This window comes from Mesorhizobium sp. LSJC285A00, from assembly GCF_000503155.1.
GTDB lineage: Bacteria > Pseudomonadota > Alphaproteobacteria > Rhizobiales > Rhizobiaceae > Mesorhizobium.
Genome location: NZ_AYVK01000004.1, coordinates 96210 through 122573, shown reverse-complemented (window position 1 = coordinate 122573; position 26364 = coordinate 96210). Strand labels below are relative to the sequence as shown.

The window sequence follows — 26364 nt, the reverse complement described above, 5'->3', positions numbered from 1 at the left end:
GGCATACCATGTTCCAGACCTTCGATTCCGCAGGCGACCCCAGCGTCGGCAGGCCGCGCGTGACGTTGCTGCGGCGATGGCTGGCGGATAATGGCCTCGACGGTTTCCTGGTGCCGCGCGCGGACGAGCACCAGGGCGAATATGTCGCCGATCGCTCGGCGCGGCTGAAATGGTTGACCGGCTTCAGCGGCTCGGCCGGCGTAGCACTTGTGCAGCGTGACCGCGCCTTCATGTTCGTCGATGGCCGCTATACCTTGCAAGTGCGCCACGAAGTCGATCTCGACATTTTTGCAATCGAGAGTCTCGTCGACAACCCGCCGGCCTCCTGGATCAAGGACAATCTCGGCAAGGGCGCCAGGCTTGGCTTCGACCCCTGGCTGCACACGATCGCTGAGGTCAAGGCGCTGAAAACCTCGGCCGAGCAATCCGGCGCGACGCTGGTGCCGCTCGACAGGAACCCGATCGACATCATCTGGAAGGATCAGCCGGCACCACCAGCGGCGCCAGTCGAAATCCACCCGATCGGCTTTGCCGGGGAACTGGCGAAGGACAAGCTGGCGCGGCTGGCGGCGGCAATCGGCAAGGAGGGCGCGACGCACGCCGTGCTCACGGACCCCTCCTCGATCGCCTGGGCCTTCAACATCCGTGGCGGCGACGTGCCGCACACGCCGCTGGCGCTCGGCTTCGCGATCCTTGCCGCCGACGGCAAGCACCAGCTGTTCATGGACCAGCGCAAGTTTTCGCGCACGGTCGCCGCCTATCTCACCCAGCTTGCTGATTTGCACGAACCCGGCGAGTTCGAAGCGGCGGTCGCAGCCCTTGCCAATGGCGGCGCCAAGATCGCGCTCGATCCGGTGCTGGCGGCGGAAAAGCTGAGAATGCTGGTCGAGGACAATGGCGGCGCATTTGTTTCAGCGGCCGATCCCGCCCGCATTCCGCGCGCCACCAAAAACCCAGCGGAAATCGCCGGCAGCCGCGCCGCGCACCGCCGAGACGGGGCGGCGGTGGCGAAACTGCTGTGCTGGCTGGAACGGCAGAAGCCGGGCACGCTCGACGAAATAACCGTTGTCACCAAGTTGGAGGAAACGCGCCGGCAGACCGGCGAGGAAACGCAGATGCCGCTGCGCGATGTCTCCTTCGACACCATTTCCGGCGCCGGGCCGAACGGCGCCATCATGCACTACCGTGTGTCGCGCGCCACCAATCGCAAGCTGGCAAAGGGCGAGCTGTTCCTGCTCGATTCCGGCGCCCAGTATCAGGACGGCACCACCGATATCACCCGCACGGTGCCGATCGGCCAGCCGACCGAGGAGATGCGCGAGCGCTTTACGCTGGTGCTGAAGGGTATGATCGGCATTTCGACGCTGCGCTTTCCCGCCGGCACGCGCGGCTCGGAAATCGACGCGGTGGCGCGCATGGCGCTGTGGAAGCATGGCTGCGACTTTGCCCATGGCACCGGCCATGGTGTCGGCTCGTATCTGGCCGTGCATGAAGGGCCGCAGCGCATCGCCCGCACCGGCACCGAAAAGCTGCTGGCCGGCATGATGCTCTCCAACGAGCCCGGCTATTACAAGGAAGGCTCCTACGGCATCCGCATCGAGAACCTGATCCTGGTGACACCGGCTGAACAGGTGGAGGGCGGCGACATCGCCATGCACGGTTTCGAGACGCTGACACTGGCGCCGATCGATATCAGGCTGATCCGCACCGACCTGCTGACGCGCGAGGAGTTGCACTGGCTGGATACTTACCATGCTTGGGTGCTGGCCGAGATCGGCCCGATGCTCGACGGCGAGACGCTGGCCTGGCTGGAGAAGGCAACAGCGCCGCTGCCGCACGACGCCAAGATCTGATTACCCGACAAACTGCCGCGCTAGGATCAGCACCACCGCCCCGGCCAGAAACATCGCCATCAGGCCGCCGCGCAGCGAGACCACAGCGGCGACGACCAGCGCCGCCCATTCCGCCGGTCCGGCGCTAAGTGCGGCGGGCGCCACCAGCGTCGTCAACACTGCGGCCGGCACGGCATTCAAACCCGCCTCGACGCGTGGATGGATGTGGTCGAAGCGCGAGATCACCAGATGGCCGCCGACGCGGGTGAGATAGGTGGCGATCGCGCCGGCAATGATGATCCACAAGGTCGCGCTCATCGTTTTGCCTCCACACCGCTATGGTGCGGCGGCAGGATGACGGCCAGAAGCACGCCTGCAACGGCGCCGATGGAGACGTGCCATGGCGATCCCACAGTTTTGTAGGCAATGATCGACGCCGCGGCGCTGGCGATCACCACCGGCAGCCACAGTGGCCGGTTGCGAAAGCCCATGACCAGCCCGAGGAAATAGATCGGCAGCAGGAAGTCGATGCCGAGCGCATGCGTGTCCGGGATCAGCTTGCCGAACACCGCGCCCAGCGCGCTTTCGATCCCCCAGAACACATAGACCGGCAGGCCAAGCCCCATGTACCAGGCAAAGCCAACGGTCTCGCCGGCTTCGGCCTTACGCTCGGCCACCGCGAATTGCGGATCGGTGAGCACGAAATAGCCCAGCGCTTGGCTGATAACCGGCCAGTGCGCGATTCGCCGGCCGATGCTGGCGGAGTAAAGCACGTGACGGAAGTTTACGGCGAAGATCGACAGCACGATCAGCCATGGCGCGACATGCTGGCCGAACAATTCGATGCCGACCATCTGGCTGGCGCCGCCGAAGATCAGCGCGCTCATCAAGAAAGCTTCGAGAACGGAAAAGCCGTTGTCGACGGCGATGGCGCCGAACAGCAGCCCAAATGGCGCCGCAGCGACAACCACCGGCATCGACAGCCGCACGCCGTCCCAGAAGTCGCTGGCCACGGAATTTTCGCTTAAGGTCTCTGCCGACATGTCACATTCCCATCTCGCGCTGCTATGTAGGAGCCGGCGTTTGAAAAGTCAGACGAATTCGCTTGAGCCAACAAATCAGCGAAACTGATGTTGTAAAAACAAATGAGGGGGTTCGGATGATCGCTTATGATTTCACCGGCAGGCACGCGGTCGTCACCGGCGCCGGTGGCGGCATGGGCGAGGCGATCTCGCTGGCGCTGCTCGATGCCGGCGCCTCGGTCACCGCCATCGACGTCAAGCCGCGTCCGGCGTCGCTTGCCGCCTATGACGACCGGCTCACCTTTGCCCAGGGCGACCTCACCGACGCCGCCTTTGTCGAGCAGACCATCAATGCCACGGGCCGCGAGCGCGGCGGCATCGATTATCTCGCCAATGTCGCAGGCGTGCTCTGGTTCGGTCGCGACAAATCGGCCCTCGAGATGGACCTCGATGTCTGGGATCAGGTCTTCAACATCAATCTGAAATCCTTCGTCCACACCGCGCGGGCGGTCGTTCCGCATATGCGGGCCGGCGGACGCGGCGGCGCCATGGTGCATTTTTCCACCATCCAGTGGTATCGCGGCGACCCGACCCCGCAGGATGCCTACCAGGCCTCCAAGGCCGGCGTCTGTGCGCTGTCGAAGTCGCTCGCCATGCAGTTGGCGGGCGATGGCATCCGCTCCAATTCGATCTGCCCGGGCATGGCGTTGACGCCGTTGCAGGCGCGCTGGGATACCGAGGAGAAACGCGCGGCCGTTGCCAATTATGCGCCGCTCGGCCGCATCGGCACGCCGCAGGACATGGCCAATGCCACGCTCTTCCTGCTTTCCGATGCGGCAAGCTACATCACAGGCATCGAACTGGCAGTCGACGGCGGTCTTTTGATGCGGATGTAGCCGTGCAGCGCGCGGGGCTGATTTAGCTCCGCGGTGCCGTGCCCTGGATCGCCCTGCCCCAGTCGAGCAGCGGCTTGGCGCGCAAGGCGAAATCGACAAGCTCGTCGACCAGCGTCGGCGCGTGAATTCCAGCCGGATCGATCATGTGCTGGACATAGAAGTGCCGGTTGCGGATGGCGTCGACAAGATCGGGTTCGTTGACCTGCTCGAAGCCGCGCGGCGTGCGCTTCATGCGGCCCTCGGTTTCGAGTTCGAAGCCGTTTTTCCTAAGGGTTGAAAGCAGTTTTCGGAAGTCGGCCGGCCGGGCGATGATCGCCTTGCGCATCGCCAGCAGCAGGGACGGCTCCGGATTCCACCAGGCGACATCGGCAAAGCAGCGGTCGATCCCGACATAGACGAAGAACACGCCCTGCTCCATCTTGGTGCCATCCGGTGACAGCATGGCCGACAAATGCTGGTTGTAGGGCCGTTTGTCCTTGGCGAAGCGCACGTCGCGGTTGATGCGAAACAGCGATTTCTTGCGGTCTCCGCGCAAGCCCAGACCCGCCGCCGCGAAGCGCTCGGTCAGCGTCTCGACCAGATCGCAGAACGGCTCATGCAACTCGCTGTCGTAAAGCGCGCGGTTTTCCTGGAACCATTCGCGGCTCTGGTGGAAGTCGAGCGCCTTGAGGAACGGGATGGCTTTTTGCCCGAACCCTTTGAACGAACCGGCCATCACGCCTTGCCGACCCTTTGCAGCCAGGTGTCCTCGTCGATGACTTCGACGCCGAGTTCGCTGGCCTGCTTCAGTTTGGAGCCAGCGCCCGGCCCGGCCACCAGCAGATCGGTCTTCGCCGACACCGAACCCGCCACCTTGGCGCCGAGCCGTTCGGCCATCGCCTTGGCTTCGGAGCGTGTCATCTTTTCCAGCGTGCCGGTGAAGACGATGGTCTTGCCGGCAACCTCGCTGTCGGTCGACACGGTGACGACATACGGCTTCGGCTTGACCTGTTCGAGCAGTCTGTCGAGCACGTCGTCATTGCGTTCATTGCCGAAGAAATCGCGCAACGCATCGATCACTGTATCGCCAATGCCGTTGATGGAGGGGAAGACGCTGTGCGGATCCTCAGCCGCCGCCGTTTCCTTGCCGACGCGGATCAGCTCCTCGATGGTCGAAAACGTCCGGGCAAGCACGGCCGCCGTCGTTTCGCCGATATGGCGGATGCCGAGTGCGAAGATGAAGCGGTCGAGCTCCGGCTGGCGGCGCGAATCGATGGCCGCGAACAGCTTGTCGAGACCTTCATAATTGCGGTCCTCGACACCGCGCACATTCTTGCGCGCCTTGCCCGATGCCGCCTCGCGCTGCCTAGCCTGCTCCTCGCGCCGCTCGGCCAGCGCCCTGGTGACGGCCGGGCGGCGATCCCTGAGGGTGAAGATATCGGCGGCGGTCTTGACCAGTCCCGAATTGAAGAACAGGTCGATATTCTCGGCGCCCAGCCCCTCGATGTCGAGCGCGCCGCGCGACACGAAATGACGCAGCCGCTCCACGGCCTGCGCGGCGCAGATCAGCTCGCCGGTGCAGCGCCGGCGCGAATCCTCCTTGCCGGTCTTCTCGTTGATTTCGCGCGTCGCCGGCGAGCCGCAGACCGGACAAATGTGCGGGAATTCGTAAGGCACCGCATCAGCCGGCCGCTTGTCGACGACGACGCTGACGATCTGCGGAATGACATCGCCCGCCCGTTGTATGACAACCGTGTCACCGATGCGGACATCGATGCCGTCGCGAATCGGCAAGCCGTTGCTGTCAAAACCCTTGATGTAGTCCTCATTGTGCAGCGTGACGTTTTCGACCACCACGCCGCCGACCGTGACCGGCGCTAGCCGCGCCACCGGCGCCAGCGTACCGGTACGGCCGACCTGGATGTCGATCTTCTGCACCGTCGTCATCGCCTGTTCGGCCGGGAATTTATGCGCAACCGCCCAGCGCGGCTCGCCGGTGACAAAGCCCCAGCGACGCTGCAATTCCAGCTGGTCGACCTTGTAGACGACACCGTCGATGTCGTAGCCGAGCGACGAACGCAGCTCCTCGATCTTGTGGTAGTGCGCGATCAGCTCCTCGACAGACTTCGCCCGCACCATCAATGGGCTGACCTTGAACCCCCATTCGGCGAATTTCTGCACCGAATCATATTGGGTCGGCGCCGGATCCGCTGTCGTATAGCCCCAGGCATAGGCAAAAAATTTAAGATTGCGGCTGGCGGTGACGGACGCATCCTTCTGTCGCAAGGAGCCCGCTGCCGTATTGCGCGGATTGACATAGTCCTGGCCGCCCACCGCCGCCGAGCGGGCCTTCAGTGCCTCGAATTCCGCATAGGTCATGTAGACCTCGCCGCGGATCTCGATGGTCTCGGGCCAGCCCGATCCTTTCAGCTTGGCGGGGATGTCGGCGATGGTCCTGAGATTGGCGGTGATGTCCTCGCCTACAGTGCCGTCGCCGCGCGTAGCACCCTGCACGAACACACCGCGTTCATAGCGCAGCGACGCCGACAGGCCGTCGATCTTCGGCTCGGCCGTAAACGCGATGTCGAGGTCCTTGTCGCGGTCGAAGAAGCGCCGGCCACGCTCGATGAAATCGGTGACGTCCTCGTCTGTGTAGGCCTTGGCGAGGCTGAGCATCGGCACCGCATGGCGCACCTTGGCAAAGCCTTCCGCCGGCGCGGCGCCGACCCGCAGCGAGGGCGAATCCTCGCGCACCAGACCGGGAAAGCGCTCCTCGATGGCAAGATTGCGCCGCCGCAGCGCGTCATATTCTGCGTCCGTAATCGTCGGCGCGTCCTCGGCATGATAGCGCCGGTCATGACCGGCGATCTCCTCGGCCAGCCGCTGGAGCTCATCCGCGGCTTCGCTTTCGCTCAACGATTCGACTGGTTTTTCAGACATGCAGCGGTCCCTGGACAGTGGCGAGGCACCATAAATCAGGATTTCGGAAAAAGCATTCCTGAACAGCGGGATGGAGCCATATCCTGACTCAGTCCGAAAGCCTTGCGACGACTACGCTGCAGCAATATTCTCGCGCAGCAGCCGTTCCGCGGCTGCGCGCGCCTCGTCGGTGATGGTAGCGCCGGCCAACATGCGCGCGATCTCTTCCTGGCGCGCCGCCCGGTCCATTTCGGCGATGCCGGTGGCGACCTTGTCCGAGCCGCCGGATTTGGAGATCAGGAAATGCGTCGCAGCACGTGCCGCCACTTGCGGAGCATGCGTGACCGACAGCACCTGCACGCGCTTCGACAGCCTGGCCAGCCTTTGGCCGATCGCATCGGCCACGGCGCCGCCGACGCCGGTGTCGATCTCGTCGAAGACCAATGTCGGCGCCGAGCCACGGTCGGCCAGCGCCACCTTGAGCGCCAGCAGGAAGCGCGACAGCTCGCCGCCGGAGGCGACCTTCATCATCGGCCCAGGCCTGGTGCCGGGATTGGTGCGCACCCAGAACTCGACCTGGTCGATGCCTTCTTCCATGCGGTTCTCGCCATCGCTGGCCAGTTCGACGATGAACTCAGCCCGTTCCAGCTTCAGCGCCGGCAATTCGGCCATCACAGCCTTGGTCAGGCCGACCGCGGCCGCATGGCGAAGGGCGGAGAGCTGGGCTGCGGAAATATCGTAGGCTTCTCGCGCCGCTGAGGCCTGCTTTTCCAGGACATGCAGGCGCCCCTCGCCGGCATCAAGATCGGCGAGATCGGCGGACATGGTGTCGCGCAGTTGCGCCAAATCGTCAACGGCCACACTGTGCTTACGTGAGGCCGCACGCAGCGAAAACAGCCGCTCCTCCGCCTTCTCCAGCCTCTGCGGGTCGTATTCGGTGGCGCGCAGTGCCGCCTCGACGCCCGATTGCGCTGCATCCAGTGACAGCATCGCCTCGTCCAGCGACTTCACCACATCCTCGAGCAGTCCCGGCGCTTCGCTGGCCTTGCGCTGCAGGCGCCTCAGCAGGCTGGCCAGTTGCGGCAGCGGCGAGGACGGGCCTGACAGCACATCCTGTGCATCGTGTATTTCCGAGGCGATCTTTTCCGCCCGCATCATCGTTGCACGCAATTCCGCCAGCTGTGTCTCTTCGCCGGGCTGCGGATCGAGCTTTGCCAGTTCCGCCACCGAGGCCCTGAGATAATCGGCCTCGCGCGCCGCTGCCTCGACCTTGGCGCGGTGCCTGGCAAACTCCTGCTCGGCGCCGCGCCAGTAGCGCCACGCCTCGCCGGTCGCGCGGGCGGCGCCGAGATGGCCGCCAAAACTGTCCAGCAATTCGCGATGCGCGCCTGGATCGACCAGGGCGCGCTCGTCATGCTGGCCGTGGATCTCGACCAGCGCGTGGCCTATGTCGCGCATCAGCGTGACGCTGGACGGCTGGTCGTTGACGAAGACACGGGTACGGCCATCCGCGGTCTGCAGCCGGCGCAGGATGATGTCGCCGTCATCCTCGATGGCGTTTTCGGCCAGCAGCGCGCGCACCGGGTGGTTGCGCGGCACATCGAAGACGGCAATGACCTGGCCCTGGGCAGCACCGTGCCGCACCAGCGAGGCGTCGCCGCGCGCGCCAAGCGCCAGCGACAGCGCGTCGAGAAGGATGGATTTGCCGGCGCCGGTTTCACCGGTCAGCACGGAAAGGCCGGGCTGGAAGTCGATATCCAGCTTCTCGATCAGGACGATATCGCGGATCGACAGTCTGGAAAGCATCAGAACCCGGACCTCAAGCAATTCCAGGAAAAGTGCGTAGCGGTTTTCCGTCCGGAATTGCGTAGAACAAAAAGTTAGGACGGTTCAGCGCCTCAATCAAACCACTGAACCGCTGTGAAGCGGCATGCGACCGATGGAGTCGCAGCGCCGCACTATCTTTTTGTTTGAGCGTCGGATCAATCCGAAAAGCGCGTTCCGCCTCAGTCGATGCTCGGGCGTCAGGCGCCGGTGATCAGCTTGCCGGCCTTGGATATCCACGATCCGGCATTCTCGCGCGGCTCAAGCCCGTTGCTCTGCAACAGCTTGTAGGTATCCTTGTACCATTGGCTGTCGGGATAATTGGTGCCGAGCACCGCAGCGGCGGTTTGCGCTTCCGAGGTCAAGCCCATCGCGTAGTAGCTTTCGGCCAGACGCGCCAGCGCCTCTTCGACATGGCGGGTGTTGGAATAGTTCTCGACCACGTTGCGGAAGCGCTTGACGGCAGCAATGTATTCGCGCCGCTCGAGATAATAGCGGCCGATCTGCATCTCTTTGCCGGCCAGCTGGTCATTGGCGAAACGGATCTTTTCCTTGGCGTCGTCGACATATTCCGACGTCGGCCAGCGCGTCACCAGATCCTGCATCGTCTGCACGGTCTGGCGTGCTTCCTTCTGATCCTGGGTGACGTCCTTGATCTGCTTGTAGTAGCTCAGCCCGATAATATACTGGGCGTAAGCCGCGTCGTCGGTCGACGGATAGAGCGTCAGATAGCGCTTGGCCGAGCCGATTGCTTCGTCATAACGGCCGGCGCGATAGTCGGCGAAGGCGCCCATCACCATCGACTTGCGGGCGAATTCCGAATACGGGTGCTGGCGGTCGACGGCGTCGAACTTCTTGCTCGCCTCATCCAGGCGGCCGGCATTGAGATTGGCAAGGCCTTGATTGTAAAGGACGTCGGCCGGTTCGGTCTGGTCGACATAGGTCGACAGGTCGACGTCTTTCTCGGACGACATGCAGGCCGAGAGGAACAGCGATGGCACAACCACCGAAAGCGCCAGGAAAACAGCCCGATACGGCGCTTTCGATTGACCAACTCGCTTGAAGAACATGATTGGATTGCGCCCTTTCGGCGTTAGTTCAATGCCTTTCGCATGGCGTTCCCTCAAAACTGATCCCCACTTTTGAGCGACATGCGCCTAACAGACGGCAGCAGCCATAAACCATAACTGCCTTGCCCAGCAACGCTATGTCTAGCCAATCGCACATTTTTGTGGCGGCTTGGCGTTGCCCGGAAAGCTATGCACTTTCACGGCCGATGATGCATCCGTGCAACACCGGCCAGCGTTCAGAAAGCCAGAAATACGTTAAGAATCAGATCACCCAGGGTGCAAAGACAGGGCCGGTGACGGCGCTCATCTCGGCGGTGCGGCCGCGCTCGCGCCGCGTGGTCTCGACGACCTCGAAGGCCGAACGGTCGGACAGAAGCCGCCGCAAAGCGGCCGCATTCATCCGGTGTCCGCCGCGATAGGAGCGGAAGCAACCGATGAAACGGGCGCCGGCCAGCGCCAGATCGCCCATGGCGTCCATCGTCTTGTGGCGAGCGAACTCATTGGGATAGCGCAGGCCACCCATGTTGATCACCCGGTTGTCGTCGCCGATCACCAGCGAGTTCTCCAGCGAGGAGCCCAGCGCATAGCCGGCCGCCCACAGCCGCTCGACATCCTTCATGAAGCCGAAGGTGCGGGCGCGCGCGATATCCTGGCGAAAGATGTCGGGGTTGATGTCGGAGGCGAATAGCTGGCGGCCGATCGCCGGGCTTTCGAAATCGATCTCGACCTCGAAGCGCGTGCCGCTATAGGGCCTGAACTCGGCCCAGGAGGCGCCATTCTCGATGCGGACGGGCTTGACCACCCTGATGTAGCGGCGCTTGACCGCCAGCGTCTCGATGCCGGCTTGGTCGATGGCTTCCACGAACGCCACCGCACTGCCATCGAGGATCGGAACCTCATGACCGTCGATCTCGATGACGATGTTGTCGATGCCGAGCCCGAAAAGCGTCGCCATCAGATGTTCGACGGTGGCGATATGCTCGCCTGCCGGATCGCCGAGCATGGTGCAGAGATCGGTCGCGCCGACTTCGGCAACCAGCGCGCGGAACTCGCGGCTCTCGCTTCCGTTCGAAAGGTGGAAGAGCACGCCGGTGTCGGCGTCCGCAGGGAGGAAATTGACGGTGACCGGTTTGCCGCTGTGAACGCCGGTACCGGTCAGCGTTGCACGCGATTTCAGTGTCGTCTGATAGTCTTGCAAGACAAACCCCATAGCCCAAACGCCTAAGTCCGCTTTAACCCAAAAGGCGCGGCTCTTTTTTATCGGCAGGCAGGGCCACTTCCCCGAATCCCAGCACACCGAAAGTGCTGCGGCAAAGATAATGGTCTGTCAGGGAGACTCCAAATCACGGTTTCTTACTCTGTGTAACCGCGACAGACCTTGAGCCTCACATCGTAACGCCTTGTTATTAAACCACTTTAAACGTTAACAGGCAGACAATCTCTCGTCTGCCTGTTAACAAGTGTTACATATCGTTAACGGCTCAGTTGGCCTGGCGGCGCAGGAAAGCCGGTATCTCCAGCTGGTCGTCTTCCTGGGTCGACCTGGTCTGCGGCGTCAACCGGCCCTGATCGTCGAGCTGGCCGCGGCGCGGCGCGTAAAGCTGCGGATCCTGGCTGGCAAGGCGGCGCATTTCCGGCGCCGCCTGGCGCAGTTTCGGTTCGCGCGGCTGTGCCGGCTGCAACCGGGCCGGCTCTTCTTCGCGGCGCGTCAGCCCGTTGGTCAGCCGCTTGAGCAGCCCCATCGGCCCGCTGTTTTCATGGTCGGCCGGACGGCCCTTGGCTTCCACCTCGGCCCGCACCACCGGCGGAAAATCCTCCACCCGCGGCATGCNCCGCGGCATGCGCTGCGGTGCGGCAGCCACCGGCTGCGGCATTTCCCGCATCGGCGCCGGTTGCATCACCTGCTGCACGACAGGCTGCGGCTGGGCAGGCGGGGCCTGGAAGATCTTGCTCTGCGGGCGGAAATCTTCCGCCTGGGCCATCGGCGCCGGACGAGCCATTGCCGCCGCATTGGCCTCGGCAAGCTGGATCGCCTCGGCCACCGGATCGGCCGCGCGCTGCTCATAGGTCTGCTGCTGGACGGGTGCCGGACGGCCTTCCGCCCCCGGAGCCGCTGGGCGGCTGACCGGCTTCTGCTGCGGCGGCACCGCCCGGATCGAGATCGGCGCCGCGGCAATTTCAGCTGCCGATTTGTCGATGCCGGTGGCGACCACGGAGACGCGGATGACGCCTTCGAGTTCCTCGTCGAAGGTGGCGCCGAGGATGATGTTGGCGTCCTGATCGACTTCCTCGCGGATGCGGGTCGCGGCCTCGTCGACTTCGAACAGGGTTAGGTCGCGGCCGCCGGTGATCGAGATCAGCAGGCCCTTGGCGCCCCTCATCGAGGTCTCGTCGAGCAACGGATTGGCGATCGCCGCCTCGGCGGCGGCCATCGCGCGGCCCTCGCCCGAAGCTTCGCCGGTGCCCATCATCGCCTTGCCCATTTCGCGCATCACCGAACGCACGTCGGCGAAGTCGAGATTGATCAGGCCTTCCTTGACCATCAGGTCGGTGATGCAGGCAACACCGGAGTAGAGCACTTGGTCGGCCATGGCGAAGGCGTCGGCAAAGGTGGTCTTGTCATTGGCCAGCCGGAACAGGTTCTGGTTGGGGATGACGATCAGGGTATCGACACATTTCTGCAGCTCCTCGATGCCGAGATCCGCCGTCTTCNGGTTCTGGTTGGGGATGACGATCAGGGTATCGACACATTTCTGCAGCTCCTCGATGCCGAGATCCGCCGTCTTCATGCGGCGCTGGCCTTCGAAATGGAACGGCTTGGTGACGACGCCGACGGTGAGGATACCCCGTTCGCGCGCCGCGCGGGCAACGACGGGAGCCGCACCGGTTCCGGTGCCGCCACCCATACCGGCGGTGACGAAGCACATATGGGTGTTGGAGAGATGATCGATAATCTCATCGATGCACTCTTCCGCCGCCGCACGGCCCACTTCAGGCTGCGAGCCGGCGCCGAGCCCCTCGGTGACATGCGCGCCGAGCTGGATCAGCCGCTCGGCCTTCGACATGGTCAGCGCCTGTGCATCGGTGTTGGCCACGACGAACTCGACACCGCGCAAGCCCGCGGTGATCATGTTGTTGACGGCATTGCCGCCGCCGCCGCCGACACCGAATACGGTGATCCGCGGCTTGAGCTCGGTGATGTCCGGCTTTTGCAGATTGATCGTCATTGTCTCCGTCCTTTGCCTTTCCCGCCGCTTCGCCGCCGCGGCCGCCTATGGGGCTGTCCCCGTCAATTAGAAACTGTCTCTCAACCACTGACTCATGCGATGCAGTTTTCCGCCCGTCCCGGTCATCCTGAGACCGGAAATTCCTTTAGCCGGATGGCTCTCGAAGCTCGCCATCTGCGGATAGATCAGCAGCCCGACCGCCGTCGAGAAAGCCGGCCCCTTGGCAGCTTCCGGCAGGCCCGCCACGCCGAGCGGGCGTCCGATGCGCACATTGCGTCCCAGAATGCGGCGCGCCGCCTCGGGGAGACCCGCAAGCTGGCTGGCGCCGCCGGTCAGCACGACGCGTTTTCCCACGGCATTGCCGTAGCCCGACTTGTTCAGCCGGTCGCGCAACAGTTCCAGCGTCTCGTCGATGCGGGCGCGGATGACGCGCGTCATCACCGAGCGCGGGATCTGCAGCGGCATCTCGCCGTCTTCGCCGATCGGCTGGATCGAGACCAGGTCGCGATCGTCGGCACTGCCAGGCAGCGCCGAACCATGCATCACCTTCAGCCGCTCCGCGGCGTCGAGCGAGGTCGACAGGCCCTTGGCCATATCGAGCGTCACATGATTGCCGCCGATGGCAATGGCATCGGCGTGGACGAATTTGCCTTCCGAAAACACCGAGATGGTCGTCGTGCCGCCGCCCATGTCGATGCAGGCCGCACCCATTTCCAGTTCGTCGTCGACCAGGGCCGCAAGCCCGCTGGCATAGGGCGTCGCCACCATGCGCTCGACCGAAAGATGCGAGCGGTTGATGCAGAGCTCCAGATTGCGCAGCGGCGCGGCATCGCCCGTCAGCACATGCATATCGACGCCGAGCTGGTCGCCGACCATGCCGCGCGGATCGCGCACGCCGCGCTCAGCGTCCAGCGAAAAGCCGACGGGCAGCGAATGGATCACGTCGCGTTCGGCCTTGAGCGCCTGCTTGGCGCCGGCGGCAAGCACGCGCTTGATGTCGGCTTCGTCGGCCTGATGGCCACCGAGATTGATCGTGGCCGAATAGGTTTCGCTCTTCAGCCGGCCCGCCGTCATGTTGACGATCAGCGAATCCACGGTCAGTCCCGCCATGCGTTCGGCTGCGTCGACGGACAGGCGAATGGCGTGCTCCGCGCGGTCGAGATCGACGACCACGCCCGACTTCACGCCTTGCGATTTCTGGTGGCCGATGCCGATCACCTGGATGCGGTGCGAGCGGCCGCGCAACAGCTTGCCGTCCTCGCGCGGCTTCAGTTTCGCCACCACGCAGCAAACCTTGCTTGAGCCGACATCCAGCACGGTGAGCGTGCCGGAACGCCGCGAAGAGGCATCGCTCTTGCCGCCAAGCCAGCTCATATCTTCGTCCCCGACTTGCGCTTCAGATTTTGCGGCTTTTCATTGAGCGCGGCCTGGCGCTGTGTCGCCGCTTCCGGCGTCAGCTGCACCACCAGGCGATCGGAGATGCGCATGTCGACGGCGGCGATGTCCCGCGTCAGAAGCCCGTTGTCGTGGTCCATCCGAACCAGCTCGGCGATCGCCTGATCCTCGCCATCCTCGGGCAGCTTGATCGTGATGCCGTTTTCCAGCTTAAGGTCCCAGCGCCGTTCGCCGATGCGGATATAGCCTTTGACCCGAGCCGCGAGCTCGGGAAATTTGTTGATCTTGGCCACGAAGTCGGGGGCCTTGGCCGGCGCGCCGGTGCCGATGATCAGCGGCAGCAGCGCCTGCTTGCCGCCGGAGAACGGCGCGATCACCGCGCCGGAGCGTTCGATGACCGAAAGCTCCGCGCCCTGCTGCCAGAGCGCGAAGGGCTCGCGCTCCTCGACACGCACTTCCAGCGTATGTGGATAGACCTTGCGCACCGCCGCCACTTCGACCCAGGGCAAGGTATCAATACGTTCACGCGCGGCCTCGGCATCGAAGCCGATCAGTGACGTCCAGCCGTCGAGCTCGAGCCGGTCCAGTATGTCGATCTCCGAAGTCTGGCGGTTGCCGACCACCTTGATCTGGTCGACGGCAAAGCCGGTCCGGGCGGTGATGCTCTGGACGATGTCGTCGGCATGACCGCCGAGAATGGCGCCATAGAGGCTGCTTGATGCAATGAGCGAAGCCGACAGGATGGCCGCGGAAAAGCGCGGCGCGACGAAGTCGCCGCCGCCCAGGCGCGCCAGCACGCGCACCGGCCGGCGCAGCACGCGCGGCAGCACGAAATGGTCGAACGACAACGACATGCCGAACAGCGCCGGCCCGGCGCCGCCCCTGCCCTTGTCCTGTCCCCATTTCAACGCAGACACGAAGCGTCCTCCACCATCCAACTCAACAATTCGCCAAACGAGTGCCCGGCCTGGGCGGCGATTTCAGGCACCAAAGACGTCGGCGTCATGCCCGGCTGAGTGTTGATCTCGAGCCAGACAATCTCGCCGTTTTCGGAGTGACGGTCGTCATAGCGGAAGTCCGATCGGGAAACGCCCCGGCAGCCGATAGCCAGATGTGCCTTGAGCGCCAGTGTCTGTATTTTTTGGTAAATATTTGATGAAATTTTAGCAGGGATTTCGTGTTTTGATCCGCCGGCGACGTATTTTGAATCATAGTCGTAGAAGGAATGGCCGGTCGGAATGATCTCGCAGACGCCGAGCGCCACGTCGCCCATGACGGCGCAGGTCAACTCGCGCCCATGGATGTAGCGCTCGACCATGACGGTCTCGCCATATTTCCATTCGGACGAGCCGATGACCTGCGGCGGATGCGACTGCCCTTCATGCACGATGACGACGCCGAAGCTTGAGCCTTCATTGACCGGCTTGACCACGTAGGGCGGCTTCATCGGATGCTTGTTCTGGATGGCAAAGCGGCTGGCAACCTTCGATTCCGCCACCGCGATGCCGGCAGCCTTGGCGACCTTCTTGGCTTGCTCCTTGTTCATGGCGAGCGCCGAGGCGAGCACGCCCGAATGGGTGTAGGGAATGGCCAGATATTCGAGGATGCCCTGGATGGTGCCGTCTTCACCGAACGGGCCGTGCAGTGCGTTGAAGACGACATCGGGCTTGAGTTCGGTGAGCACGGCGCCGACATCGCGCGCAACATCGACGCGGGTAACCTGGTAGCCTTCATTCTCAAGCGCATCCGCACACGCCTTTCCCGAAGACAGAGACACGGGCCGCTCGGACGAGAATCCGCCCAGGAGGACAGCCACATGCTTGTTCTTCATATCCCGTCATCCCTCTCACGGCGGGCCCGCAACCACGCATTCAGCGATCAGATTGAGTCCGAGTCTCCCGGCAGGTTGCCCCCCAGACGGAAAACGCGGTCGACGCGTCGAACGACTCAAATCAGGAAACGCTTTAAGGCAGAGAATCAGAGAGTTGATTCGCTGGCAAGTGCTTATGATTCCGACAGATTCACTTTCCGCGAAAACGGCCGGAAAAAGCGTGTTGTGAGTCTTTGGAGCAACGGTGGCGCTGTTGTTTCAGACCGTTTGAAGTTCAAGCATCACATGAACTTCAGCTTGCGCTAAAGAAGCTGTCCGAGGAATTCCTGCACGGCATGGCCGGGGCGGAAATTGCCGAGCCGCTTGATTTCCCACTGCAGGCGGATGCCTGAATTTTCAAGCACGCGGGCGCGCACCGTCTCGCCGAGATATTCGAGGTCGTATCCGGTCGCTGTTCCGGTGTTGATCATGAAGTTGCAGTGCATCGGCGACATCTGCGCGCCGCCGATCATCAGCCCGCGGCAGCCGGCCTTGTCGATTTCCTTCCAGGCCGAGGTGCCTTCCGGATTCTTGAAGGTCGAGCCGCCGGTCTTCTCGCGGATCGGCTGCACCGTCTCGCGATGCGTCTGGACGGCGTCCATAGCCGCCTTGATCGCCTCCTGGTCTTCCAGAACACCTTCGAAAACCGCGGAGGTGAAGATCAGCCCGGCAGGTGCGGCCGAGTGACGATAGGCATAGCCCATGTCTTCATTGCTGAGGGTGTGGAGATTGCCCTTGCGGTCGAGCGCCCGAACCTCGACGACACGTTCCCGCGTCTCGACGCCATTGGCGCCGGCATTCATCCTCAGCGCCCCGCCGATGGCGCCGGGAATGCCGTGATAGAAATGAAAGCCGCCAATACCGGCCTCATAAGCGACGGCCGCGACGCGCTTGTCGGGCGTCGCAGCACCGGCCTTGATGACGGTCGGCGAAACCACCTCGGCCTCGCCAAAGCCCTTGGCCGAAAGCCGGATGACGAACCCTGGAATGCCGCCGTCGCGCACCAGGAGGTTGGAGCCGACACCGACGATGGTGAGCGGGATGTCCTCCGGCACGGCGCGCAGGAAGGCAGCCAGATCCTCCTCGTCGGCCGGCTGGAACAGGGCGTCCGCCAGACCGCCGGCGCGGAACCAGGTGATCTTGTCCATCTCGGCATTGGGCGTGATGCGGCCGCGCAGGCCGGCAAGCCCGTCGCCAAGTTTGTCGAGCAGGTCCTGGCCGCGCATCATGAGACGGTACCGCCGAGTTCCCCAGGCAGCGCATAGGCCCATTGGGTGATGTTGCCGGCGCCCAGGAAGATGACGAAGTCGCCCGGTTTCGCCAACGCGCGGATGACGGGCGAAATCGCGGCAGGGGTTTCGACGTAGCGCGCATCGCGATGGCCCCCGGAGCGGATGCGCGACACCAGCGCCTCCGAGGTCACGCCGTCGATCGGCTCCTCGCCCGCCGCATAGACCGGCGCCACCATCACCGTGTCGGCATCGTTGAAACAGACCGAAAATTCGTCGAACAGATCGTGCAGCCGGGTGAAGCGGTGCGGCTGCGCAATGGCGATGACGCGGCCCTTGGTGGCGCTGCGCGCCGCTTTCAACACCGCCGTGATCTCGACCGGGTGGTGGCCGTAATCGTCGAAGATGTCGACGCCGTTCCACGAGCCGGTGTGGGTGAAGCGCCGCTTGACGCCGGCAAAGGACGACAGCCCCTTCTTGATCGCTTCGGCCGACAGGCCGAGTTCATGCGCGACCGCAATTGCGGCGGTGGCGTTGGAGACGTTGTGGCGGCCGGGCATCGGCAGCCGCAGATCCGATATCGTCGTCTGGCCGCCGGTCTTGCGGTCGCGGATCACCACGTCGAATGCCGAGACGGCACCGGCCATGCGGTGGTTGGTGAAACGCACATCGGCCTGCGCGTTCTCGCCATAGGTGATGACGCGGCGGTCCTCGATGCGGCTGACCAGCGCCTGTACTTCCGGATGGTCGGTGCACATCACGCCAAAACCGTAGAACGGCACGTTCTCGACGAATTGCCGGAAGGCCTCGCGCACCTTGTCGAAACTGCCGTAATGGTCGAGATGCTCGGGATCGATGTTGGTGACGACGGCGATCTCGGCCGGCAGCTTGAGGAAGGTGCCGTCGCTTTCGTCGGCTTCGACCACCATCCACTCGCCATCGCCCATACGGGCATTGGTGCCATAGGCATTGATGATGCCGCCATTGATCACCGTCGGGTCGAGCCCGCCGGCATCGAGCAGCGTCGCCACCATCGACGTGGTTGTGGTCTTGCCATGCGTGCCACCGATCGCGACCGCCTGGCGGAAGCGCATCAGTTCGGCCAGCATCTCGGCCCGGCGGACAATTGGGAGCAACTTCTCCCGCGCGGCCTTCAGCTCGGGATTGGATTTCTTGATCGCGGTGGAGACGACCACCACTTCGGCCGCGCCGATATTCTCGGCCTTGTGGCCGACAAAGCATTCGATGCCCTTGTCGCGCAGCCGCTGGACATTGGCGCTGTCGGCCTGGTCCGAACCCTGCACCTTGTAGCCGAGATTGTGCAGAACCTCGGCGATGCCGCTCATGCCGATGCCGCCAATGCCGATGAAATGCACAAGGCCGATGGTCTGCGGCATCTTCATCAATGCGTCCCTTTCCTGAAATCCGAAACGGTTTTTCTGGACGCAATAGCCTCTGTGAGATCAGCGAGCAACCGTGCCGCGTTCGGCCGGCCAGCCGACTTCGCTCCGGCAGCCATGGCCGTCAGCCGCTCGGGAGTGTCCATCAGCCCGCCAATGAGAGCCGCGATGCGCTCCGGCGACAGTGACGATTGCGGATGCACCTCGCCGCCGCCCGCCGCGGCAAGGGCGGCTGCGTTCGCCGCCTGATCATGATCCAGCGCATAGGGATAAGGCACCAGCAGCGCCGGCCGGCCGATGACGGCGATCTCCGAAACCGTCGAGGCGCCGGAGCGCGAGATCACCAGATGCGCCGCGCCCATGCGCTGTGCCATATCGGTGAAGAAGGGCGAGACCTCGACATGGACGCCGAGTGCCGCATAGCCGGCCTTCACCCGCGCCACGTCGTCGGCGCGGGCCTGCTGGGTGATCACCAGCCGCTTGCGCTGCGCCTCCGGCAGAAGTGCGATCGCCGTCGGCATGGCGTCGGAAAAGAACTGCGCGCCCTGGCTGCCGCCGAACACCAGGAGCCTGAACGGATCCGCCCCTTTGGATGCGGTGTAGGGCGTCTTGGCCGCCTCCAGGATTGGCGGCCTGACCGGATTGCCTGTCGTCACCGTCTTGGCGCCTGTGGCACTTTCATCTTGCGGCAGGAAGCCGCCGGCAATGGCATCGACGCGCCCGGACAGCGCCCGGTTGGCGCGGCCCATGACTGCGTTCTGCTCATGGATCAGCGTCGGCAGCTTGCGCCGCGTCGCCGCATAGAGCGGTGGCAAGGTCGGATAACCGCCAAAGCCGACGACCGCATCAGGCTTGATCCTGGCGATGACGGCGGAGGCCTGGCGCACGCCGCGCCAGATCTTCCAGAACGCTCCGAGCAGAGCGACGGGGTTTTTCGAGCCCATCGTCGCCGACTGGATCGGATGGATGGCGGCGGCCGGGAAATGGCCGGCAAAGCGCTCGGCGCGGTCGTCCGTCGCCAGATGCACGCCCCAGCCGCGCTCGATCAGCTCATGCGCCAGCGCCTCGGCCGGAAACAGATGTCCGCCGGTTCCGCCAGCCGCGAGAAGGATGACACCCCGCGCCATATCACTCCGCCGGCAGGGCGCGCTGCGACAGGGCAAAGCCCATCTGCTTGCGCTTTTCCGGTCGCTTGCGCGTCAGCGCCAGCACCATGCCCATCGAGATGGCAATGGCGATCTGCGAGGAGCCGCCATAGGAGATGAAAGGCAGCGTCATGCCCTTGGCCGGCATCAGCTGCAGGTTGACGCACATGTTGATGACCGACTGCAGGCCGAACACGGTGACCAGACCGCCGACGGCATAGCGGGTGAAATCATCATGTTCCTTCAATGCCGTGCTCAAGCCGCGCAGCACGATGAAGGCGAAGATCGACATGATGAAGAAGCACATGATCAACCCGAACTCTTCGCCGGCGACCGAAAACACGAAATCGGCATGCGCGTCGGGAATGACCCGCTTGACCGTGCCCTCGCCCGGCCCGACGCCGAACCAGTGGCCGTTGATCAGCGCCTCGCGGCCCATGTCGACCTGGAACGTGTCGCCTTCGCCGGTCAGGAATTTGTCGATGCGGGCGGCAACGTGCGGGAACACAGTGTAAGCGGCAAACAGGCCGCCGGCGCCGGTGGCGCCAAGCGCGATGATCCATAGCCAGGGCAGGCCGGCCATGAAGAACATGACGCCCCAGGTGCCGGTCACCAGCATGGTCTGGCCGAGATCGGGCTGGGCCACCAGGAGCGAGATGACCAGGATCAGCAGCAGCATGGCAAACAAATTGCCGGGGATGTCGGGCTGGCGCTTGTGTTCGGCGAACAACCAGGCGCAGACGATGACGAAGGCGGGTTTCAGAAATTCCGACGGCTGGATCGACATGCCGACAAACGACACCCAGCGCCGCGCGCCCTTCACCTCGACGCCGATATAGAGCACGGCGACCATCAGCACCAGCATGATGCCCAGGATGATCAGCGCCATGCGCCGGATCTGCCGCGATTCCAGGAAGGACACTGCCAGCATCACGCCGAGCGCCGGCACGGTGAAGATGATCTGCCTGGTGGCAAAGTGGAAACTGTCGAGGCCGATGCGTTCGGCCACCGCCGGGCTTGCCGCAAAGGACAAGACGATGCCAAGCCCCATCAGCGACAGGAACGCCGCCAGGAACCAGCGATCGATCGTCCACCACCAGGTTGCAACCGGGCTTTTGTCGAGACGGCTTTGCATTATCGTGCCCCTCCGATGGGTTTCACGCCCTCGATAGCATTCGCAGCTTGCCTGAAGGCTTCGCCGCGAACTTCGAAATTCTTGAACTGGTCGAAACTGGCGCAGGCCGGCGACAGCAGCACCACCGCCTCGCCGCTGTCATCCTTGGCCGCGTCTTTCGCGGCATGGTCGACCGCGGCGGCCAGGGTGCCCGAGATTTCATAGGGCACGGCTTCGCCGAGCGTCGCCGAGAACGCGGGCGCCGCCTCGCCGATCAGATAGGCCTTGGCGATGCGCGGGAAGAAACCGCGCAGCGGCTCGATCCCGCCTTCCTTGGGCAGTCCGCCGGCGATCCAGTAAATGCGCGAAAAACTCGACAGCGCCGGTGCCGCCGCATCGGCATTGGTCGCCTTGGAATCGTTGACGAACAGCACGTGGTCCTTCCGCCCGACCTGCTCCATGCGATGCGCGAGGCCCGGGAAGCTCTCAAGTCCTGCCTGGATCTCGCCCAGGCTCAAGCCCACCTTGAGACAGGCGGCGACAGCGGCAAGCGCGTTCTGCGCATTGTGCTGGCCACGTAGCGAACCGATGCCTTCGAGGAAGGCGACGCGGCTGTAGCGGCCATGCACGGCTTCCATCAGATCGGTGCCGTCGGCGAAATAACCATCGGTCAGCGGCAGCCGCTTGGAGATGCGGATCACCTCCCGGCCCGCCCTCTCCAGCCGGTCAGCGATCTGCGCGCACCAGGAATCGTCAACGCCGACGATCGCCGTCTCGCTGCCGGCAACCAGCCGCTCCTTGATCGAAGCGTAGTGCTGCATGGTGCCGTGGCGGTCGAGATGGTCGGGCGTCAGGTTGAGCAGGATGCCGGCCGTCGGGTTGATCGAGGGCGCGAGATCGATCTGGTAGGACGAACACTCGACGACATAGTCCCGGTCAGCCTGCGGTGGATCGAGCGTCATGATGGCCCGGCCGATATTGCCGCCCATCTGCGTGTCGCGCGCTGCCGATTTGAGGATATGCGCGGTCAGCGCCGTGGTCGTCGACTTGCCGTTGGTGCCGGTGATAGCGATGAACGGCGCATCAGGCGCGCGCGCAATCCGCTCGCGGCAGAACAATTCGATATCGCCGATCACCTCGACGCCGGAGCCACGCGCCAACTCCACCGTCCAGTGCGGCTTGGGATGCGTCAGCGGCACGCCGGGCGAGAGCACGAAGGCCGAGAATTTCGACCAGTCGGCGCCGCGCAGATCGGCGGTCGCAATGCCTTGGTCAGCAGCCTTGGCGACGCTATCGGGATTGTCGTCCCAGGCAAGCACGTCGGCGCCGCCCTCGATCAGCGCGCGCGCCGTGGCGATCCCCGAGCCACCGAGCCCGAAGAGCGAAACGCGTTTGCCCGAAAAGGATGCGGCGGGGATCAAGCGGGTTCCTATCTCAGCTTGAGGGTCGACAGGCCGACCAGCGCCAGGATGACGGCGATGATCCAGAAGCGGATCACCACCTGGCTTTCGGTCCAGCCGAGCTTTTCGAAATGATGATGGATCGGCGCCATCAGGAACACGCGCTTGCCGGTCATCTTGAAGTAGCCGACCTGAATGATGACCGACAGGATTTCCACGACAAACAATCCGCCGACAATGACCAGCACGATCTCGTGCTTGGTGGCGACCGCGACCGTACCGATCAGGCCACCCATGGCCAGCGAACCGGTGTCGCCCATGAAGATCGCCGCCGGTGGCGCGTTGAACCAGAGGAAGCCGAGGCCGGCGCCGATGACGGCGCCAAGCACGACAGCCAGCTCGCCGGTGCCGGGCACGAAATGGATCTGCAGATATTCGGCGAACACCGCATTGCCGGAGAGGTAGGCGATGACGCCAAAGGATGCCGCCGCTATCATGATCGGCACGATCGCCAGCCCGTCGAGGCCATCGGTCAAATTCACCGCATTGCCGGCGCCGACAATGACGAAGCAGGAGAACGGCACGAAGAACCAGCCGAGATTGATGATGAATTCCTTGGCGAAGGGGAAGGTCAGCGACGACGAGAACGGCGCCTGGCCATTATGCATGATCGCCCAGGCGGCGATGCCGGCGATGACGAATTCCAGCGCCAGCCGCGCCTTGCCGGAAAAGCCGAGATGCGACTGCTTGGTTACCTTGAGATAGTCGTCGTAAAAGCCGATCGAACCGAAGCCCAGCGTCACCAAGAGCACCACCCAGACATAGATCGAGGAGAGGTTCGCCCATAGAAGCGACGAGCCGACGATGCCGCACAGGATCATCAGCCCGCCCATCGTCGGCGTGCCGGCCTTCTTGAAATGCGTCTGCGGGCCATCGGCGCGGATCGGCTGGCCCTTGCCTTGCCGCAGCCTAAGCGAATTGATGATGGTCGGCCCGAAGATGAAGACGATCAGCGCCGAGGTGATCAGCGCACCGCCGGTGCGGAAAGTTATGTAGCGGAAGACATTGAAGACCGAGACCTTGTCCGCAAAATCGACGAGCAATGTAAACATACGATTCCGTTCCCCGGACTAGTTCTGTTTCGTGCCTGCGGCTTCCGCCGGATATTTGCCGAGCAAGGCCTTGACCAGCTTTGAAAAGCCGATGCCTTTCGACGATTTGATCATCACCACGTCGCCGGCCTTCAGCGTCGACAACAGCAGCGGCTTCAATTCCTCGGCGCCGGCGCGGTATTCCGTTTTGATCTCGTCGGGCAGGATGTCTGCCAGCGCCTGCATTTCCGGACCGCCGAGAAAGACCGTGTTTGTGCCGGTGCCGACGATCAACTCGGCAAGGGCTGCATGGAGCTTGGCCGAATGGTCGCCGAGCTCGAGCATGTCGCCGAGCACGGCGATGCGCCGGCCCTCGCCCGTGACAGGCGTCGCGTTGAGCAGCGCCATGGCAGCAGCCATCGAGGCCGGATTGGCGTTGTAGCTCTCGTCGATCAGTGTGATCGGTCCCTTGGGGTGGCGAAGCATATGGCGCTTCCCACGGCCACGCTCGGCCGACAGATCGGCCAGTGCCAAGGCCACCTTGCCGATGTCGGCTTCAACCAAATGCGCGGCGCCGAGCACCGCCAGGACGTTCTGTACCATGTGGCGGCCGGGCGCGCCGATGCGCGCCGTCACATCCTGCCCGCCGATCCTGGCGGTGATGTCGGAATGATCGGCATGCAGCTCGCATTTGGTCAGCTTGTAGGTCGACCGTGCATTCTCGCCGAAGCCAAAGACATGTTCGACGCCGGCGGCTCGCGCCATCTTGTCGAGCAGCTTCCATCGCGCATCGTCGCGGTTGAGCAAGGCCGCACCGCCGGGCTCGATGCCTTCAAAAATCTCGGCCTTGGCCTTGGCGATCTCGTCGAGATTTCTAAAGAAGCCGAGATGCGCCGCGGCGATCATCGTGACGATGGCCACATGTGGCCGGACCATCTTGACCAGCGGCCGGATCTCGCCGGGATGGTTCATGCCGATCTCGAACACCGCATAGTCGCAATCATCCGGCATGCGCGCCAGCGTCAGCGGAACGCCCCAATGATTGTTGAAGGACTGCGCCGAGGCATGCACAGTGCCGACGGCCGACAGCACATGACGCAGCGCCTCCTTGGTGGTGGTCTTGCCGGCCGATCCGGTCACCGCGATGATTTTTGCGTTGGAACGGGCGCGGGCGGCAACACCGAGTTTCTCCAGTGCTGCCAGCACATCCTGCACGACGATCATCGGCGCCGTCAGCCGCCCGAGCGACGGCAACTTGCCTTCGGCAACGACCAGCACGCCGGCGCCGGCCTTGATCGCCGCGGTCGCGAAGTCATGGCCGTCCATCGCCTCGCCCTTGATGGCGAAGAAGGCGTCGCCCGGCTGCAGGCTGCGGCTGTCGATCGAGATCCCCGAAATTCCCTCCGGCATCGGCCCGAGCGGCCGACCGCCCATGGCGTCGACCAGCGCCTCGGAAGTCCAGAGCACGCTCATGCGGCCCGCTCCCGCAGCGCCGACCGGACTTCTTCCTGGTCGGAGAACGGAAAAGTCTCGGCGCCGATGGTCTGGCCCTCTTCATGGCCCTTGCCGGCAACGATCAGCGTATCGCCCGCTTTCAGCATGGCGACCGCTTCGTGGATCGCCTTGCGGCGGTCGCCGATTTCAATGGCGCCGGGCGCGGCCGCCAGGATCGCGGCACGGATCGTTTCCGGCACTTCCGAGCGCGGATTGTCGTCGGTGACGATGACGACATCGGCGAGCCGCGTGGCGATCTCGCCCATGATCGGCCGCTTGCCCCGGTCGCGGTTGCCGCCGCAGCCGAACACGACGATGACGCGGCCGGTGGTGAATGGGCGCACCGCGGCCAGCACATTTTCCAGCGCATCCGGCTTGTGGGCATAGTCGACATAGACGGGCGCGCCATTGGCGGTGGCGCCGACAAGGTCGAGCCGTCCCGGTGCCCCCTGAAGTTTCTCCAACGCCATCAAAGCTTTGGCGACCGGCGTTCCGGTGGAAATGGCCAGCCCGGCCGAAACCAGGGCATTGGCGATCTGGAAGTCGCCGGCGAGCGGCAGGTCGATCTCGTAGAGCACGCCGTCAGCTTCGACCTCGGCGCGCTGGCGGTGGCGCTCGTGCTCGACCCGCTTCAGGCGCAGGAAATCGCCATGGCGGCCGACGGTCAGCACATTGAGCCCCGCGGCCTGCGCAGCCTGGATGGTCGGCGCCGACCACGGATCGTCGGCAAAGATGACCGCCGGCGCGCCTTTCGGCAGCAGCGTGTCGAACAGGCGCAATTTGGCGCGATGGTAGTCCTCGACCGTCGAATGATAGTCCATATGGTCGCGGCCGAGATTGGTGAAACCGCCAGCGGCGAGCTTGACGCCATCGAGACGGCGCTGGTCGAGACCATGGCTGGAAGCCTCCATCGAGGCGTGTGTGACGCCGGCCTCCGCCAATTCCTTGAGCAACTGGTGCAAAGCCACTGGATCGGGTGTGGTCAACGAACCGTAATCGTTGCGGCCCGGCGCCACCACGCCGGTGGTGCCGATGGACGCGGCGGCAAAGCCGGCCTGCTCCCAGATCTGCCTGGTGAAGGCGGCGACCGAGGTCTTGCCTGCGGTGCCGGTAACCGCGACCATGGTCTCCGGCTGGCTGCCGAAGAAACGTGCCGCGCTCAGCGCCAGCGCCAGGCGTGGGTCGTCGACGCTGAGCACCGGGACGGACAGGCCGGAAACGGCGCTGGCCTTGCCCACGACAACCGCCGCTGCGCCGCGCTTTGCCGCATCGGCGGCATAGGCCGAACCATCCGCCTTGCTGCCGGCGAGCGCGAAAAAGACCACGCCGGTCTTGACCGTGCGGGAATCCGACGAAATCCCGGTTACCTCCACATCGCGGGAAGATGTTCCCTCGACAGGCAGGATACCGGCTAAATCTCTCAGGTGCATCGAACCCCGTTTATCTCAACAAAATGG

At 64.0% G+C, this 26364-nt stretch carries 21 protein-coding genes; 2 read left to right on the top strand and 19 right to left on the bottom strand.

Going from position 1 to position 26364, the window contains the following annotated elements; translation table 11 throughout:
- Window positions 1–8 precede the first annotated feature (8 nt).
- Window positions 9–1853, top strand: a complete 1845-nt coding sequence (locus X726_RS162535; protein ID WP_023668291.1) for an aminopeptidase P family protein — start codon at window positions 9–11, stop codon at window positions 1851–1853.
- Here X726_RS162535 and X726_RS162540 read toward each other — a convergent pair whose 3' ends face one another.
- The gene (locus X726_RS162540) at window positions 1854–2150 is read right to left on the bottom strand and encodes an AzlD family protein (RefSeq protein ID WP_023668290.1); all 297 of its coding nucleotides are present in this window, start codon (window positions 2148–2150) and stop codon (window positions 1854–1856) included.
- Window positions 2147–2875 carry an AzlC family ABC transporter permease gene (locus X726_RS162545; protein ID WP_023668289.1) on the bottom strand — a complete coding sequence of 243 codons (729 nt, stop codon included), beginning with the start codon at window positions 2873–2875 and terminating at the stop codon, window positions 2147–2149. Before X726_RS162545 ends, X726_RS162540 begins: the two co-directional genes overlap by 4 nt.
- A 116-nt stretch (window positions 2876–2991) precedes the next feature.
- Here X726_RS162545 and X726_RS162550 point away from each other — a divergent pair, with 116 nt between their 5' ends.
- Complete coding sequence (locus X726_RS162550; protein WP_023668288.1) at window positions 2992–3750, top strand: SDR family oxidoreductase; 759 nt, start codon at window positions 2992–2994, stop codon at window positions 3748–3750.
- Between the two features lie 22 nt (window positions 3751–3772).
- Here the strand turns inward: X726_RS162550 and X726_RS162555 are convergent, their stop codons facing one another.
- From X726_RS162555 to X726_RS162635, 17 genes are all read right to left on the bottom strand, one after another.
- The gene (locus tag X726_RS162555; RefSeq protein ID WP_023668287.1) at window positions 3773–4465 is read right to left on the bottom strand and encodes a TIGR02453 family protein; all 693 of its coding nucleotides are present in this window, start codon (window positions 4463–4465) and stop codon (window positions 3773–3775) included.
- A complete protein-coding gene (gene ligA, locus X726_RS162560) occupies window positions 4465–6669 on the bottom strand; it encodes an NAD-dependent DNA ligase LigA (RefSeq protein ID WP_023668286.1) in 2205 nt (734 codons plus the stop codon). Before ligA ends, X726_RS162555 begins: the two co-directional genes overlap by 1 nt.
- A 111-nt stretch (window positions 6670–6780) precedes the next feature.
- On the bottom strand, window positions 6781–8454 hold the full coding sequence (gene recN, locus X726_RS162565) for a DNA repair protein RecN (protein ID WP_023668285.1): 1674 nt from the start codon (window positions 8452–8454) through the stop codon (window positions 6781–6783).
- 218 nt (window positions 8455–8672) lie between these two features.
- On the bottom strand, window positions 8673–9542 hold the full coding sequence (locus X726_RS162570; protein WP_023668284.1) for an outer membrane protein assembly factor BamD: 870 nt from the start codon (window positions 9540–9542) through the stop codon (window positions 8673–8675).
- Between the two features lie 262 nt (window positions 9543–9804).
- Entirely contained in the window at window positions 9805–10752 is a 948-nt protein-coding gene (lpxC, locus tag X726_RS162575) for a UDP-3-O-acyl-N-acetylglucosamine deacetylase (RefSeq protein ID WP_023668283.1), read from the bottom strand.
- Window positions 10753–11023: 271 nt separating this feature from the next.
- On the bottom strand, window positions 11024–12769 hold the full coding sequence (locus tag X726_RS162580; protein WP_023668282.1) for a hypothetical protein: 1746 nt from the start codon (window positions 12767–12769) through the stop codon (window positions 11024–11026).
- A gap of 66 nt (window positions 12770–12835) precedes the next feature.
- The gene (gene ftsA / locus X726_RS162585; protein WP_023668281.1) at window positions 12836–14143 is read right to left on the bottom strand and encodes a cell division protein FtsA; all 1308 of its coding nucleotides are present in this window, start codon (window positions 14141–14143) and stop codon (window positions 12836–12838) included.
- The gene (locus X726_RS162590; protein ID WP_023668280.1) at window positions 14140–15081 is read right to left on the bottom strand and encodes a cell division protein FtsQ/DivIB; all 942 of its coding nucleotides are present in this window, start codon (window positions 15079–15081) and stop codon (window positions 14140–14142) included. The genes ftsA and X726_RS162590 overlap by 4 nt, the downstream gene beginning before the upstream one ends.
- Complete coding sequence (locus tag X726_RS162595; protein ID WP_023668279.1) at window positions 15069–15995, bottom strand: D-alanine--D-alanine ligase; 927 nt, start codon at window positions 15993–15995, stop codon at window positions 15069–15071. The genes X726_RS162590 and X726_RS162595 overlap by 13 nt, the downstream gene beginning before the upstream one ends.
- A 302-nt stretch (window positions 15996–16297) precedes the next feature.
- Window positions 16298–17263, bottom strand: coding sequence for a UDP-N-acetylmuramate dehydrogenase (gene murB / locus X726_RS162600; RefSeq protein WP_031214653.1), 966 nt, complete (start codon window positions 17261–17263; stop codon window positions 16298–16300).
- Window positions 17260–18666 (bottom strand): UDP-N-acetylmuramate--L-alanine ligase, encoded by a 1407-nt coding sequence (gene murC / locus X726_RS162605; RefSeq protein ID WP_023668277.1) that lies wholly within the window; start codon window positions 18664–18666, stop codon window positions 17260–17262. Before murC ends, murB begins: the two co-directional genes overlap by 4 nt.
- Window positions 18666–19790 (bottom strand): undecaprenyldiphospho-muramoylpentapeptide beta-N-acetylglucosaminyltransferase, encoded by a 1125-nt coding sequence (gene murG / locus X726_RS162610; protein ID WP_023668276.1) that lies wholly within the window; start codon window positions 19788–19790, stop codon window positions 18666–18668. The genes murC and murG overlap by 1 nt, the downstream gene beginning before the upstream one ends.
- Before the next feature lies 1 nt (window position 19791).
- Window positions 19792–20943, bottom strand: a complete 1152-nt coding sequence (ftsW, locus tag X726_RS162615) for a putative lipid II flippase FtsW (RefSeq protein WP_023668275.1) — start codon at window positions 20941–20943, stop codon at window positions 19792–19794.
- Window positions 20943–22343 carry a UDP-N-acetylmuramoyl-L-alanine--D-glutamate ligase gene (murD, locus tag X726_RS162620; RefSeq protein WP_023668274.1) on the bottom strand — a complete coding sequence of 467 codons (1401 nt, stop codon included), beginning with the start codon at window positions 22341–22343 and terminating at the stop codon, window positions 20943–20945. Before murD ends, ftsW begins: the two co-directional genes overlap by 1 nt.
- A gap of 8 nt (window positions 22344–22351) precedes the next feature.
- Window positions 22352–23434, bottom strand: a complete 1083-nt coding sequence (gene mraY, locus X726_RS162625; protein WP_023668273.1) for a phospho-N-acetylmuramoyl-pentapeptide-transferase — start codon at window positions 23432–23434, stop codon at window positions 22352–22354.
- Between the two features lie 18 nt (window positions 23435–23452).
- Window positions 23453–24886, bottom strand: a complete 1434-nt coding sequence (locus X726_RS162630) for a UDP-N-acetylmuramoylalanyl-D-glutamyl-2,6-diaminopimelate--D-alanyl-D-alanine ligase (protein WP_023668272.1) — start codon at window positions 24884–24886, stop codon at window positions 23453–23455.
- Window positions 24883–26337, bottom strand: coding sequence for a UDP-N-acetylmuramoyl-L-alanyl-D-glutamate--2,6-diaminopimelate ligase (locus tag X726_RS162635; RefSeq protein WP_023668271.1), 1455 nt, complete (start codon window positions 26335–26337; stop codon window positions 24883–24885). The genes X726_RS162630 and X726_RS162635 overlap by 4 nt, the downstream gene beginning before the upstream one ends.
- Between the last annotated feature and the right edge of the window lie 27 nt (window positions 26338–26364).

Excerpts from the sequence above, each read along its gene's own strand:
- X726_RS162535 (WP_023668291.1), top strand. The coding sequence starts at position 9 with ATGTTCCAGACCTTCGATTCCGCAGGCGACCCCAGCGTCGGCAGGCCG.
- X726_RS162540 (WP_023668290.1), bottom strand. The coding sequence starts at position 2,150 with ATGAGCGCGACCTTGTGGATCATCATTGCCGGCGCGATCGCCACCTAT.
- X726_RS162545 (WP_023668289.1), bottom strand. The coding sequence starts at position 2,875 with ATGTCGGCAGAGACCTTAAGCGAAAATTCCGTGGCCAGCGACTTCTGG.
- X726_RS162550 (WP_023668288.1), top strand. The coding sequence starts at position 2,992 with ATGATCGCTTATGATTTCACCGGCAGGCACGCGGTCGTCACCGGCGCC.
- X726_RS162555 (WP_023668287.1), bottom strand. The coding sequence starts at position 4,465 with ATGGCCGGTTCGTTCAAAGGGTTCGGGCAAAAAGCCATCCCGTTCCTC.
- ligA (WP_023668286.1), bottom strand. The coding sequence starts at position 6,669 with ATGTCTGAAAAACCAGTCGAATCGTTGAGCGAAAGCGAAGCCGCGGAT.
- recN (WP_023668285.1), bottom strand. The coding sequence starts at position 8,454 with ATGCTTTCCAGACTGTCGATCCGCGATATCGTCCTGATCGAGAAGCTG.
- X726_RS162570 (WP_023668284.1), bottom strand. The coding sequence starts at position 9,542 with ATGTTCTTCAAGCGAGTTGGTCAATCGAAAGCGCCGTATCGGGCTGTT.
- lpxC (WP_023668283.1), bottom strand. The coding sequence starts at position 10,752 with ATGGGGTTTGTCTTGCAAGACTATCAGACGACACTGAAATCGCGTGCA.
- ftsA (WP_023668281.1), bottom strand. The coding sequence starts at position 14,143 with ATGAGCTGGCTTGGCGGCAAGAGCGATGCCTCTTCGCGGCGTTCCGGC.
- X726_RS162595 (WP_023668279.1), bottom strand. The coding sequence starts at position 15,995 with ATGAAGAACAAGCATGTGGCTGTCCTCCTGGGCGGATTCTCGTCCGAG.
- murB (WP_031214653.1), bottom strand. The coding sequence starts at position 17,263 with ATGATGCGCGGCCAGGACCTGCTCGACAAACTTGGCGACGGGCTTGCC.
- murC (WP_023668277.1), bottom strand. The coding sequence starts at position 18,666 with ATGAAGATGCCGCAGACCATCGGCCTTGTGCATTTCATCGGCATTGGC.
- murG (WP_023668276.1), bottom strand. The coding sequence starts at position 19,790 with ATGGCGCGGGGTGTCATCCTTCTCGCGGCTGGCGGAACCGGCGGACAT.
- ftsW (WP_023668275.1), bottom strand. The coding sequence starts at position 20,943 with ATGCAAAGCCGTCTCGACAAAAGCCCGGTTGCAACCTGGTGGTGGACG.
- mraY (WP_023668273.1), bottom strand. The coding sequence starts at position 23,434 with ATGTTTACATTGCTCGTCGATTTTGCGGACAAGGTCTCGGTCTTCAAT.
- X726_RS162630 (WP_023668272.1), bottom strand. The coding sequence starts at position 24,886 with ATGAGCGTGCTCTGGACTTCCGAGGCGCTGGTCGACGCCATGGGCGGT.
- X726_RS162635 (WP_023668271.1), bottom strand. The coding sequence starts at position 26,337 with ATGCACCTGAGAGATTTAGCCGGTATCCTGCCTGTCGAGGGAACATCT.